This window comes from Candidatus Chromulinivorax destructor (assembly GCF_003366055.1).
Classification (GTDB): Bacteria; Babelota; Babeliae; order Babelales; family Chromulinivoraceae; genus Chromulinivorax; species Chromulinivorax destructor.
This window is the reverse complement of record NZ_CP025544.1, coordinates 435,253-448,179: the sequence shown is the minus strand read 5'-3', so window position 1 is coordinate 448,179 and position 12,927 is coordinate 435,253. Positions and strand designations below refer to the sequence as shown.

The window sequence follows — 12,927 nt, the reverse complement described above, 5'->3', positions numbered from 1 at the left end:
AATGGAGTTCAGATAGCTTAGAAAAAGAAAGAAGGCTCTTGTTGTAAAAGCCTTCTTTCTTTTTCTAAAAAATTTACTTTATATTTCGTTGGTCAAAAAACCTTGGAAATGGCGTTCTTTTTTCTGTAAATTAACCACGTTTTTTTTATACGAAGGTTCTTGGTTTTTTTGTTTTTCTTTTTTTATATTTTTAAATTCTTCAACTTTGAGTTTATTTAATTGGTCGTATTCGTATTGTGCAATCGTGATCGCATCATACATTTTACGATTATATGTTTCAAGATTATAATCGACTGGCTCAAATTGCAGTGCGGTAATTTTAAGTTCATCTAATGCTTTTTTAGTTAAGAACGGTTTTTGTGCAACCATGGTAAGTTTTACTAATTTTTTATAATTATAAATTTCCATTGTTTCTTTATACGGTAAAATTTTAACAATAATATCTTTTGAAATGTTAGGATCTTTATCTAGGTCTTTTATAATAATTGGTAAAAAATTTATAATTGGTAATGGATTGAATGGGAAATCTTTACGATATGACAAAATCGTCCATCCCATAAACCACAGTTCAAAATGGCCTGGATCATAGGTACATTTTCTAAAATGTTTACGTAAAGTTTTTTCATCGCGAGGAAATGGAATTGTTGAGGTTACATTTTTAGGTGTGTAGTCAACAATGTTTAAGCTTATTTGGGTGAGCTTTTCTGGCAACTTAAAGTTGTTTCGATTTTCAAATTTTCTTCGAGAAAAAAATCGTTTAAATGAAAAGAAATCAAGTTTTTGAATGCTGTCAGCTTTTGAGTAGATGTTATAAACTTTTTTAAATACTGGACTATTAATTAAATAATCAGTTTCGATTTGAATTGGTGTTCCATTTAAGTATAATTCATCGATAAAAAATTGTTCAGAAGGGTTTTTAGTTATATGAATTGCACCAAGTTGGATAGATAATGTTCCTCCGTGACTGTAACTAATAACTCTAAATTTAGGATTTTTACCAGCTGCTATAAGCTTTTTATTTAATTGGCTCAGCTGATCATATAATATTCCAGCTTCTAAATATCTCAATTTATGACTTACTAAGCCACTCCATCCAAAAGCATAATATTCATCGCTTGGAGCGTTGCCTGCATATTGCGATACAGTTTCATAGGTTGCAGCAATAATGCGAGCTGCTTCTAATTTATTAGGGTTTTTAAAATCAATTCGTTGTAATCCAAGGCCAAGCATCACCTGATTTTTATAAAAGAAATGATCGCGGCGATTGATTTCAGTTGATCGATAGTATACAGAGTTTTCAATTCGATCGAAAATAACATTAATTGCATTACCAAATGTCAGGTGAGGTTTTAATGAAAAAGATCCGTGAACAAATACGGTAACCCAGGTGTCTTTTAATGAGCTTATAGCTCTTTGACTTGCTGATAGCTGCGTATTACATACAAGCAATAGAGCAATAATATGCGATATGAAAAACTTGTTCATGAAGAGCCTTTAAAATATTCTTAAATTTATTTTTTTGATAGTATAACGCTGATTGCCTATTCAAGTAAAGAGAGTGGCTCAGGAATGGTATTTTGCCATACTAGAACAGGGATTGGCTATATTGTATTTTCAGGCAAACTTGTCATATACATAAGCCTTTTTATATATCAAAATTTTTATAAAAAATTTGAAATGAGCTTATGCCCCTATAGATTTTTGAGCATAAGCTACGTCATTACTGCAATAATTTATCAAGATTAATTTCTGAATAACATTCTACAATCAGGTCAGCTTGCTTTAAATTTTCTCTATTTTTACCTGTATTAATACCAATACAATACATGCCAGCAGCTTTTGCGGCTTTAATCCCACCCTTGGTGTCTTCAATTGCGATACAATTTTTAGGATCAACACCTAATTTTTCAGCTGCGTGAAGATATATATCCGGGTTTGGTTTGTATCGAGAATTTACTTTGTCTATGGTATAAACATGTTCATTAAAATAGTTTCTTAATGGTGTTTTTATCACTATTTTTTCAAGAGCTTGTCCTGTAGCATTTGTTGCAATTGCACTTTTGAGCCCTTGGCGATGCAATTTAGTATGAAATTCATCAAAATGAGGAATAAAAGATATTCCCTGTGTTTCATATAAATAAAAAACATACGCTGTTTTTATAGTTCTGATATCTTCTGTTGTCATCTGCTCAGGGCAATGCTGACGTAACATTTCTGCAAGTTCATCAGGAGTTCTGATGCCTTTGCGGTGATGTAGTATTTCATCAACTTGTTCAGACGTCAGATGTGGTGCATAGGTAGAAAGAATATGTTTATTTCCTTGTTCCCATAAAATTTCTGTATCAAGAACCGTGCCATCCATATCAAATATAATTGCTTGAATTTTTTGTTGCATAGGTTTTACTTTCAGCAGTGTAACGGCATATGATGGTGTAAGCATAGAATGTAATGCCATAATTAATTTTAAAATCATAACGTTTGTACAAGATTATTGTAATAACCTATCCAAATCAATTTCTGAATAACATTCTACAATCTCATCAGCTTGCTTTAAATTATCTCTGTTTTTACCAGTATTAATACCAATACAATACATTCCAGCAGCTTTTGCAGCTTTAATTCCAGTTGCAGAATCTTCAATTGCTATGCACTTGCAAGGTTGAACGCCAAGCATTTTAGCAGCATGTAAATATACATCAGGTTTTGGCTTGTATGCTCTGTTGACATGATCAACATGATAAATATGTTCTTCAAAAATTTTATCAAGTCCAACAACTTTTATAATGATATCGACCGTCTCTTTTTGCGAGCTTGTTGCGATAGCTGTTTTTAAACCACGTTCTTTGACTTGAGCGTGAAATTTATCAAAATGTGGAATGTATGAAATGCCTTGTGTTTGATAGATAGTATGAAGATGCTTAATGTTTTCATCAATAATTTCATCTGATGAAATATCAATAGAGCAGTGACCTTGTACGCATTTCCAAACTTCATAAATAGTCAGTGTATGAAACTGTTGAGTAATTTTATTTTTTTCATCTTGGCTTAAGTGGGGAGCATGAGAGTCAAGAATAGGGGCATTTCCTATTTTCCATAAATGATCGGTATCAACGGTTGTACCATCCATATCAAAAATAATAGCGCTATATTTTTTTTCAGATTTTTGATGAGATGTTACATACCCGATTGCAGTTAATCCAAGTATAAATGAGAGAAGTAGAAGAATTTTATGTGAAGTTTTCATGAATATATTTCAGTATAGATTGTATGAATATGATGAATATGTGATTTTTTATTTTTTATAATAAGAACGTGAATTTTTTATAGGGCTCATAGAGTCTTTACAGAGCATCGCAGAGCCCGCATATTTTGCAGCAGGGTTTTTATGATTGTATGCGTTGTAGTAACTTATCTAAATCGATTTCTGTGTAACAATCAACAATTTCATCCGCTTCACCTAAAAGATGACGATCTTTTCCTGTGTTGATAGCAATACAGTACATACCAGCAGCTTTAGCAGCTTTAATGCCATGAGCTGAATCTTCGATAACGATACAAAGTTCAGGTGCAACGTCAATATTTTTTGCTGCGTGTAAAAAGATATCAGGTTTTGGTTTGCAAACTCTGTTGACCATATCAACATTATAAATATGTTCAGCAAAGAAATTTCTTAACGGAAGCATTGTTAAAGTTTTATCGACCGTTTCTTGTGTTGCATTGGTTGCGATTGCATGTTTTAAATTACAATCTTTAACTTTTGCATGAAAAGCTTCAAAATGAGGAATAAATGAAAGTCCTTGTGATGCATACAAATGGTGAGCTTGGCGAGCTTTTTCTTCTAAAATTTCTTCAACCGAAACATCTTGTAATGAATGTTTTTGTATATATTTACAGCTTTCATACAGAGCAAGGCCTTTGAGGTATACTTTGATTTCTTCTTTTTTATCTTGATCTAAATGGCTTGCATAGATATCTAAGATATTTTGCGTTGCCGCCTGCCACATATTTTCTGTTGATATAATGGTTCCATCCATATCAAAAATAATTGCTTTGTATTTCATTTCATTCCTTTTAAGCTCATATATGTTATTCTATAAGAATAATTTTAACATTAAAAATAGATTACGTTATTTATGATTTATAAAATTTTTTCAAAGTTTATTCCACTTTGCATTGCTATGCTTGCGACCTTTATACCATTTAGTATGATTATTGGCTCAAAAGCGGCATGGTTTTCATGTTCTAGTATGTCTTTACCCGCATTAGGGTATCATGCATCATTATTGTATGTTATTTTATCTATTTTCACAAAAGGTCTTTTATCTTTTCATGCAATTATTTTTATTGCAATGCATCGATTACCACACCTTGCAGCAACAAGTGCTCTTCGCAAAAAAAATTGGATAATTTCTGTCGCGTTACCAGTTGTAGCAATGATACTTTTTTGCATGCATACCGTAGGGCAAACAGTATTTTATTACTCCTGGTATTGGTTTATTCCTATGATTATTTATTACTTTGTTCCTGATACGTTACCAAGCCGAGCAGTTTGCGCATCATTTGTTGCGCATGCAGTTGGTTCTGTAATTTGGTTGTATCGTGGACACGTTCCTGTGCAAGCTTGGACATTATTAATGCCAATTGTTCCTTTAGAAAGAATGATTATAGCTGCAGGAATGCTCAGTTTTGTATATATATTTCAAGCAGTTTCTAGCTTGCAAGCAGATAAGGTTTCTGCATGATTACTCATTTAGCATGTGTAATGGATGGTAACCGTCGTTGGGCTACGCAGCAAGGACAACTGCCTTGGTTAGGCCATAAAGCTGGCGTTGCAACGGTTGAAATGGTTATTAAATTTGCTCTGCAACATGGAATTTCATATCTATCGCTGTATACATTTTCTCTTGAAAATTTTAATCGGTCATTGCTTGAGCAATCATATTTATTTGAGATTATTGTAAGCCAAGCAGAGAAAAAAATAGAATTATTCATACAACAAAATGTAAAAATTAAATTTCTTGGACAACTTTCAAAGTTTCCTGAAAATATTCAAGCAATTTGCCAAAGAATAGAACACAAAACTGCTCAAGGAAATGCTTTGCATGTTAATTTCTTATTTGGGTATGGTGGCAGGCAAGAAATTTTTAATGCTGCACAAAGTCTATGTCAGCAGGCTATTCAAGGAAAATCTGTTTCTTTAGATCTATTTGAATCTCATTTGTTAACAACAGGAATGCCTGATCCTGATTTGATCATACGGACTGGTGGTGTGCAACGATTAAGTAATTTTTTATTATACCAAAGTGCGTATGCAGAAATTAGATTTCTTGATACATTGTGGCCAGATTTAACAGAACAACAACTTTTACAAACAGTTGTTCATGCAGTACAAGCTCAAAAGAATCTGGGCAAGTAATACTATCGTATTACTGTATTTTTTTAAAGCGTGCTTTTTCAAGCTCGCTTTTTTTGTTTGATAGTAACTTTTTTATTGTACGTTCAGTTGCTCATTAATAAGAATGTTCATCTGCCAATTTAATTGCATAGATTTTTATGGTAAGGCGACTTGTAGTTGAACATACAATTGATTGTTTGGTTGTACAAAAGTTCCAGCAAGAGGTTTTTGATTGACTACCATATATTGATGATGAAATGGAGCTGTTATTTTGTGATCTTTGTAATAAACATCGCAACTGATTTCATATTTTTGTAAAAAATCTATGACATCTACAAGTGGTAGATTTACAAGATCAGGGAAAATATATTTTTGGTTGTTTCCTGAAGAGATATAACAGCTCATTTTTTTTAAAGGTAAGGCCTGATCTGGTAAGGGCATCTGTCCAAAGCATTGTCCTTTTGGATAAGCAGATTCAATAAGATATGTTTTATTTTTAATTCCTAGATCTTGGCATGACGCTTCAATAAAATTACTATGTTTTGTAACAAAATTTGGAGTATACATAGCTTCTGGCGTTTTTGTTATGACAATAAAGATTGATTGATGTTGTTTTATGTATTTATTTACCATAGGTTTTTGTTTAATAATAGTTCCCGCAGGAACATCAGCAACTTCTTTTTCAGCAATAATTCTTAAGTTTAATTTGAGTTCAGAGCAAATTTGAGTAGCTTGTAAGATATTTTTACCAAGCAGTGTTGGCGTTGCAATGGTATGATCGGTAAGTAAAAATTGAAGAAAAAAATATCCAAAGCCAAAGGCAAGAAAAGGAAATAGCCAAAAAGCTTTACGTATTTGAAGCAAAAAGTAATTAATTTTTTTCATAGTATCTTTCTAGAATAGATTTGAGTAGGACCATCAATAAGCCGGATTCTGTGCTTAACTATACGTTAAGTGGCAACCATTTATCTATGCGACATACCCTTAAACCATTGGCAGCGAAGGGCCCGTTTAATGCTTTGTCTTGCTCCAGATGGGGTTTACCCCACAGCATGATCACTCATACTGTCCGTGCGCTCTTACCGCACTTTTTCACCCTTACCTTGTATTATTACATATAAGGCGGTTATTTTCTGTGGCACTGTCCGTGGATACGATCCCCCTTGCTTGAATTTAAAAGTTCTCGCAAGGCATCTTTTCGCTAGGAGTCCGGACTTTCCTCTCGTTATTTACATAACCAGCGATTGCCTAGATAACCCTACTCATCTGTAAGTATATCATAAAAAAAGAATAGCGACATAGTTCTGTAAGTAAACAATGTGCTTAATTTTACAATTTTAGTGATCCCTTTTTGTAATCTTGTTGTAAATTATGATGAAAGTAGAAAGAAGGAGCATATTAGAACCTATAATAGATGCAATAAATCTCCATGATGTATGAGTTACAAGAATAGAGCAAGCGATGCTTATTTTAAGTAATAGTGCATTTATCAATAAAATATAGGGAATAATTATTTTAAGTTGAATTTGTTTTTCTAGGTACATTGCAAGAGCCATGGTCGGCATGATGTAGATAAGGCTCCAGCCAAAAATATTATAATCAAGATATGATATAATCGACATTAAAAAAATTGGTAGTAATGAGAGTCTTGTTGAAGGGTATATATTGATAGATACTATGAAAAAACAAAGAAGTAGATACATTATATGAGTTTGCAAAATTGAAAAAAATGCTAATTCTAAGAAAAATAGTATAAAAGGTACAATGAGAAAAAATCTATTTTTTATCTGTGATTGTGTCATAATTTGAATATTCTCATATCTAATTGTATACATGTTATTTTATTAAAGGTTATACTTCGTGCTTATACAGAGTGTAGCAAAAAAATTATTAATCAGTGGAATTTTATTTTTTGCATGTTGTGCTGGCGCATTTGTTTTTATGATGCATAGCAGGTCTGTAGATTTTTCTATACTTGAAAATTATAATCCTGGCCAACCATCAATTTTGCTTGATGATCAAGGTCGGCAGTGGGGTAAATTTCAGTTAGATCGTCGAAAATTTGTCCCATTAGAAAATATGCCTCAATCATTATTAGATGCATTTATTGCAACTGAAGATCATGCTTTTTATCATCATCATGGACTTTCTTTACGTGGGATTTTAAGGTCAGTTTTTGTGAACGTTTACTATGGAAAAAAAGCTCAAGGTGCAAGCACCATCACCCAGCAATTAGTACGATTACTTTTTTTTGATGCAAAAAAAACTTTTATACGAAAAGTAAAAGAACAGCTTTTTGCACTTTTAGTAGAGTGTCAATTTACCAAAGATCAGATACTTGAAACCTATTTAAATCATGTTTATTTTGGGCATGGAATTTATGGAGTGCAGGCAGCATCACAACGTTTTTGGAATAAAAATGTTGCCGACTTAACACTTGATCAAGCAGCTGTTCTTGCAGGAATGGTTAGAGCACCAGTTTATTATTCTCCTATTGTTTCGCCTTTGCCAGCTCAAAGAAGGAGAAACACTGTTTTAAAAATTATGCAACGACGCAAATTTATTACCCAAGAAATGAGTGAACAAGCTCAACAAGTTGAACTTGAAGTTGTTGATGCTGAAGTTGATATGATTGCTCCACATTTAAAAGAGATGATTAGATTGTATCTTGAAGAGCTTGTAGGCAAGCAGCAACTGTATTCAGGTGGTCTTATTATTCAAACTACCATGAACTATGACATCCAAAAAGCTGCAGAAAAAGCATTTTCTGATAAGGTAGCCGCATTAAAAATTCAATTATCACGATCTGTCGATGGTGCATTATTATCAATAACTCCTGGGACAGGAGAAATTAAAGCACTTATCGGAGGTTATGATTTTAAAACATCAAAATTTAATCGTGCAATTCAGGCAAAAAGACAAATGGGTTCAATTTTTAAACCTTTGGTATATGCTGCGGCCTTAGAACAAGGAATGTCACTTATTGATACGGAAATTGATGAGCCAATTGAGATTAAACAAGGTAATCAGATTTGGAAGCCCCAAAATAACACCAATCAATTTATTGGTATTTCAACATTAGCGCGAGCATTGTCCTATTCAAATAATATGGTTGCAATTAAAACATTACTTAAAATTGGTGTTGATAAACCAATAGAATTAGCTCAAAGATGCCATATTAGTTCCGTTATGCATCGTTATCCCTCACTTGCATTAGGTTCATTAGATATTACTTTATTGCAAGCTGTTGGAGCGTTTAATGTTTTTGCTAATAATGGGATTTACACCCAGCCTCATTATATTCGTTGGGTTAAAAATAAATTGGGTGTAAAAATTATAAAAATTGATGCAGTGCAAGAACGAGTAATGGATTGTGCTGTTTCAAGTCAAATTTTAAAAGTTTTAACCGTTGGGATACATCGATTAAAAAGTTCGATTGGTCAAAATTGGTTTGGGGGAGATGCTGCCGGCAAAACGGGTACAACTAATGATTCTCGAACATGCTGGTTTTGTGGTTGCACGCCAGATTTAACGACCGGTATTTATATTGGAGATGATGGAAATAAATCGCTTGGCCAAAAAATATACGGTTCAAAAACTTCATTTCCTATCTGGTTTAATCTACATAAAGAGATTCAATTGGCTCCTAAAAAATTTTATTATGATCCTTCGCTTCATGAAGTGCTCGTGAATTGGAAGACAGGTGTTATCTGTAATGATAAAAACAACCCTGAAGTTGTATCTTTGTTGATTTAATATATTTATTTTTTTTATCATGGTCTAAATTGTAAAAACTCAAACTATAATTTTATCTGACTGCACTATTTTTATCTAAAAAGTGTAGGTTTGAAAAATTACAGATGAGTAGTTACTGCCAATTTTTTAAAAAGGTATTTCATGAAAAAAAATATATATAGTATAACAAGTGTTCTTGTTTTTTGTTTGGCTGCAAATATATCGGCTTCAGATGGCTTGGTGTCTCTTGCTAAATCTATTGGATCACCAAGTTTTTGGAATAACATGGCTCGATCTTTTGGAGCTGCTGCAGATGGATTTATTTATAGTTTTGAGGTTATCAGCGATGCAAGCGTTGACATCTATGTTGCGCAAAAAGGTATGGCAACTTTTATGGGTGCTTCTTTTGCAAGTGATCGTGGTATGTATGGTAAAAATACGTTACCATCTATTTTAAACATAGCAGCTGGGCCTTATACAAAAGCTTCATATATTGGTGCTAATTATTATTATAATATGTATATATCTGATAGTTCTCCTGCAGAAAAATCACCAATCTATTCCCAGTCATTAACTCAGCTCCCTTTCAAACAGAAAGATCCAAATACTTACTATTATCATGTCTATACAGCAAAAAAATATTCTAAAGGCAAGATAGTTCATATCCCGCAAGTTGAAGTGATGGGATATGCAAATCCTTCAGCGCAAGGAGCAGACAAGGGTTCAATTGAAGTTGGCTCAGTGTTATCTTCAATTACGCTTTGTAATACAACAAACAATAACGCGCAAGTCAGCTTAAACTATGGCACAACGCCTTATACATTTACACTTGAAGCAAATTCATATAATACATTAAATGTACCAATGCAGACAGATTCTTCTGGTGCATCTTCGCCAATGTTTTCTTTACGTCCTAATAAACTTTCTTATGCGTTATATAATACTGCGGCTAAAAAATATGTGCCTTTTAAGGATTTATTATTACCATCAGATGGGTTTAATGGTTGTAACTATACCATTGAGCTTTATGATGATGGTCAAGGACCTAATTTGTGTATTCAGGGATTAACCCCAGGTACCTATGATCAGCTTGTTTCTGAAAAAGTAAGAGACCTTACTCCCTGCCCATCAACATTTTGGTATAAGTCAGTTGCTCAGTCACCAGTAGGAGATGGTTTTGTTGATTTACCAGGACAAGTATGGGTTGCCTATCAGGGTGCTGACTCTCTTATTATTTCAAAAGTAGAAATAGGAAAAGCTGTATCATGGAATTTGATTCGACCATGCCTATCGCAAGCTGATCAGTATGTTTATTTTATCTATGTTGCAACGGCAGATGATGTCAAAGCAAAACAGTTTGTTCGACAAGTAGTAAAAAAACAAATTTGGGCAGCATCGTTAAGTACAGTTCCTGTTGTTATTTCAAAAGTAGATTTGAGTAAATTTATATCACAGGGCATTATTGCTCCTAATATTTCAAAACAAGATCCTAACGTTTATTTTATCGGTGTTGCAACGACAGATGATGCGGCAGCAAAAAAAATTGTTCAAGATGGCATTGGAAAAACTGTAAGTAAAGATCAAATTGTTACGTATCAGGCTCAAGTTAAGAATTTAGCTTCATCAAGCCAATCTTCTTCAGCAAAATCAACAACAACGCCTGCAACAACAGGTATTACAACAAATCAGCAAGCTGCAGTACTAGCAGGTAAGCTATCATCAGCAACAGGTGTTATTCAAGATCCTGTGCTAGATGTCTACGGTTATATTCTTGGTTTGGATGCTTTTACTGCAAAGGGAGTTGGGGTAGGTAATTTTTATTACGTATTACCATCACTTGTTGTTAATGCGAGTAATCTTGCTCAGTTATTATCTGGTTCTGTTGATACTTCAAAATTACCAGGATCAAAAAGTTCTGAAGATATTCAAAAGATTTTAAGTGCTGCTGTGGTTGATTGGTTGCAAAATTATCTTGGCAACGTAAAAGATGTTTCAAAACAAGTTCAGGATTATCTTTTGAAATATGGTAATGCCAATGTTGTAGATGCAAAAGGAAGTTTAACTGATTATGGAAAAAATCAACTCAATTTATTGCTACAAGGACCAATGAGTTTAAAGTATCCACCTATGAAATTATCAACAGTGACAAATCAGTATGTGTATGATTTTGGTAAGAATCAGCCTGATAAAATGCCAACTCCAATAGCATTAACTCCAGTAGATCAGTTATAAGTCTAGTGATGATATGATTGCCTGTTCAAGAGTTTTGATGTTGTCATTTTGTAAGACGACATCAAAACTTTCAGGGTGCATGTTTTGCATTGCGTAAGCATTTTGTAATTGGTGATCGTTGAGATCTGTTTGCAGAGGAATAATAATACAACGTTTACCAAAAAAATTCACTTCAAATAGTGTACCAGCACCTGCTCGGCAAATTACAAGGTCTGCAAGATTGTATACATTTTGCAGCTGTTCATTGTAGGCAAAGACGACTGCTGGAATGTTGTTTTTTTCATAAAATTCTTTATAGCCATCTTGATCATGCATGCCTGTTTGGTGAATAATTTGTACTTTCTGGGCAAGATTTTTATTCATCATACAGCTTTTAATTGCTTGATTAATAAAGACTGAGCCTTGCGAACCACCAAGAATGACAATCGTTTTTTTATCGCAAGAAAGGTTGAATTTTTTTAAAAGTTCTTCTTTGTTATAAATTCGATCTTCTTGATTAAATCGAATTGGATAGGGCGTTACAACACATTGTTTATGTTGAAAATATTGAGCTGTTTGAGAAAAGCAGATATGAATGGTATCGGTAAAGCATGATAAAAATTTAATTGATTGACCGGGTTCTACATTGAGCTCATAGACATCAAAGGGAATGCCAAGTAATTTTCCTGCAAGGCAGACCGGAATTGAATTAAGGCCACCAAAGCTGATAATTTTTTTAGGTTTGATTATTGATAGTTTATATATTGAGTTAAGAAAGTAAGCTGCAAGATTGTATATAAACTGTGGAAAAAGCCAGGGTGTTTTATAGGGAATGCTATCTAAACATGCTGGTATATAGTGTTCTATTTTTTGATGTTTATCCATAATTTTACTATCAAGATCTGTTCCTGATGAAAAAAGATAGATTTTACTTGTAGGCTGCGCGTAAAGTATTTTTTCTGCTTGAGTTATGCAAGGAAGCATGTGTCCACCAGATTTTCCTGCAACAAAACAGAGTGTTAACAAAGCAGTTGTTATTGAAGGCATCGTTGTAAAAATCCTTGTAAAGCAGAAGACAATTGCGGATCATTGATTTTTGATAAAGCTTTTGATTCTTGAGGTTGTAAGTCTCTTTTCTTTTTAATAGAAAAAATTACAGGCTTTTTTTTAACAATTGTCTCTTTTTTTTCTATACATTGAAACCGAAGGGTTACAATTCGTGGTGAGTCCAGATTGCTGTTTATTTTTTTTAAAATAATTTTTGAAAGCAAATAGAGTTCTTGTATCCAGCTTGAATCATGTACTCCAAGGACAACTGACGTTGCATGTATTTTTTGTAATGATACTTTTTCGTGAAGAGATCCGATGATTGTCGGCCAGTTTTTGATTAAATTAAGTTTCCAAGCTTCGTTATGAATGCTTGGTTGCAGTAATGAATCTAAAATATTTTTAACGTTTTCCACTTGATACCTTTTTTAAGAGTTACTCTTTTAGTTTGAGTTATTTTATAAAAAAGATCTATTTTATTTTTGAAATAGACTTCAAAAATATTTTCATGAGTGAATTGTATCAATTTCATAATGAAT

General features: G+C 33.1%; 12 protein-coding genes and 1 other RNA gene. 4 read left to right on the top strand and 9 right to left on the bottom strand.

All coding sequences use genetic code 11. From position 1 onward, the window contains the following. Window positions 1-78 precede the first annotated feature (78 nt). From C0J27_RS02270 to C0J27_RS02255, 4 genes are all read right to left on the bottom strand, one after another. The gene (locus tag C0J27_RS02270; protein ID WP_115585577.1) at window positions 79-1,485 is read right to left on the bottom strand and encodes a hypothetical protein; all 1,407 of its coding nucleotides are present in this window, start codon (window positions 1,483-1,485) and stop codon (window positions 79-81) included. A 235-nt stretch (window positions 1,486-1,720) separates the two neighbouring features. Beyond that, complete coding sequence (locus tag C0J27_RS02265) at window positions 1,721-2,473, bottom strand: HAD family hydrolase (protein WP_115585576.1); 753 nt, start codon at window positions 2,471-2,473, stop codon at window positions 1,721-1,723. Between the two features lie 15 nt (window positions 2,474-2,488). Continuing rightward, window positions 2,489-3,244, bottom strand: coding sequence for an HAD family hydrolase (locus C0J27_RS02260; protein WP_115585575.1), 756 nt, complete (start codon window positions 3,242-3,244; stop codon window positions 2,489-2,491). Window positions 3,245-3,383: 139 nt separating this feature from the next. After that, a complete protein-coding gene (locus tag C0J27_RS02255; protein ID WP_115585574.1) occupies window positions 3,384-4,061 on the bottom strand; it encodes an HAD family hydrolase in 678 nt (225 codons plus the stop codon). 72 nt (window positions 4,062-4,133) lie between these two features. Between C0J27_RS02255 and C0J27_RS02250 the strand changes: the two genes are divergently transcribed. Beyond that, complete coding sequence (locus C0J27_RS02250; RefSeq protein ID WP_115585573.1) at window positions 4,134-4,742, top strand: hypothetical protein; 609 nt, start codon at window positions 4,134-4,136, stop codon at window positions 4,740-4,742. Next, a complete protein-coding gene (gene uppS / locus C0J27_RS02245; protein ID WP_115585572.1) occupies window positions 4,739-5,416 on the top strand; it encodes a polyprenyl diphosphate synthase in 678 nt (225 codons plus the stop codon). Before C0J27_RS02250 ends, uppS begins: the two co-directional genes overlap by 4 nt. A gap of 135 nt (window positions 5,417-5,551) precedes the next feature. Here uppS and C0J27_RS02240 read toward each other — a convergent pair whose 3' ends face one another. The 3 genes from C0J27_RS02240 to C0J27_RS02230 all read right to left on the bottom strand — a co-directional run bounded on the left by C0J27_RS02240 (window position 5,552) and on the right by C0J27_RS02230 (window position 7,230). Next, entirely contained in the window at window positions 5,552-6,280 is a 729-nt protein-coding gene (locus C0J27_RS02240) for a PASTA domain-containing protein (protein WP_115585571.1), read from the bottom strand. A 21-nt stretch (window positions 6,281-6,301) separates the two neighbouring features. After that, an RNA gene (gene rnpB / locus C0J27_RS02235) (RNase P RNA component class A) lies at window positions 6,302-6,656 on the bottom strand. Between the two features lie 76 nt (window positions 6,657-6,732). Then, on the bottom strand, window positions 6,733-7,230 hold the full coding sequence (locus C0J27_RS02230) for a hypothetical protein (RefSeq protein WP_115585570.1): 498 nt from the start codon (window positions 7,228-7,230) through the stop codon (window positions 6,733-6,735). A 25-nt stretch (window positions 7,231-7,255) separates the two neighbouring features. Here C0J27_RS02230 and C0J27_RS02225 point away from each other — a divergent pair, with 25 nt between their 5' ends. Then, entirely contained in the window at window positions 7,256-9,151 is a 1,896-nt protein-coding gene (locus C0J27_RS02225; RefSeq protein ID WP_115585569.1) for a transglycosylase domain-containing protein, read from the top strand. A 141-nt stretch (window positions 9,152-9,292) separates the two neighbouring features. Next, window positions 9,293-11,362: a hypothetical protein gene (locus C0J27_RS02220; protein WP_115585568.1), complete on the top strand. Its 2,070-nt coding sequence runs from the start codon at window positions 9,293-9,295 to the stop codon at window positions 11,360-11,362. Here C0J27_RS02220 and C0J27_RS02215 read toward each other — a convergent pair. Both C0J27_RS02215 and C0J27_RS02210 read right to left on the bottom strand, forming a co-directional pair. After that, window positions 11,357-12,388, bottom strand: coding sequence for a UDP-N-acetylglucosamine--N-acetylmuramyl-(pentapeptide) pyrophosphoryl-undecaprenol N-acetylglucosamine transferase (locus C0J27_RS02215; RefSeq protein WP_115585567.1), 1,032 nt, complete (start codon window positions 12,386-12,388; stop codon window positions 11,357-11,359). The two genes, C0J27_RS02220 and C0J27_RS02215, sit on opposite strands and share 6 nt — an antisense overlap. Then, the gene (locus C0J27_RS02210; protein WP_115585566.1) at window positions 12,376-12,804 is read right to left on the bottom strand and encodes a DciA family protein; all 429 of its coding nucleotides are present in this window, start codon (window positions 12,802-12,804) and stop codon (window positions 12,376-12,378) included. The genes C0J27_RS02215 and C0J27_RS02210 overlap by 13 nt, the downstream gene beginning before the upstream one ends. Window positions 12,805-12,927: the final 123 nt, after the last annotated feature.

Excerpts from the sequence above, each read along its gene's own strand:
- C0J27_RS02220 (WP_115585568.1), top strand. The coding sequence starts at position 9,293 with ATGAAAAAAAATATATATAGTATAACAAGTGTTCTTGTTTTTTGTTTG.
- C0J27_RS02260 (WP_115585575.1), bottom strand. The coding sequence starts at position 3,244 with ATGAAAACTTCACATAAAATTCTTCTACTTCTCTCATTTATACTTGGA.
- C0J27_RS02215 (WP_115585567.1), bottom strand. The coding sequence starts at position 12,388 with ATGCCTTCAATAACAACTGCTTTGTTAACACTCTGTTTTGTTGCAGGA.
- C0J27_RS02230 (WP_115585570.1), bottom strand. The coding sequence starts at position 7,230 with ATGTATACAATTAGATATGAGAATATTCAAATTATGACACAATCACAG.
- C0J27_RS02270 (WP_115585577.1), bottom strand. The coding sequence starts at position 1,485 with ATGAACAAGTTTTTCATATCGCATATTATTGCTCTATTGCTTGTATGT.
- C0J27_RS02255 (WP_115585574.1), bottom strand. The coding sequence starts at position 4,061 with ATGAAATACAAAGCAATTATTTTTGATATGGATGGAACCATTATATCA.
- uppS (WP_115585572.1), top strand. The coding sequence starts at position 4,739 with ATGATTACTCATTTAGCATGTGTAATGGATGGTAACCGTCGTTGGGCT.
- C0J27_RS02240 (WP_115585571.1), bottom strand. The coding sequence starts at position 6,280 with ATGAAAAAAATTAATTACTTTTTGCTTCAAATACGTAAAGCTTTTTGG.
- C0J27_RS02250 (WP_115585573.1), top strand. The coding sequence starts at position 4,134 with ATGATTTATAAAATTTTTTCAAAGTTTATTCCACTTTGCATTGCTATG.
- C0J27_RS02265 (WP_115585576.1), bottom strand. The coding sequence starts at position 2,473 with ATGATTTTAAAATTAATTATGGCATTACATTCTATGCTTACACCATCA.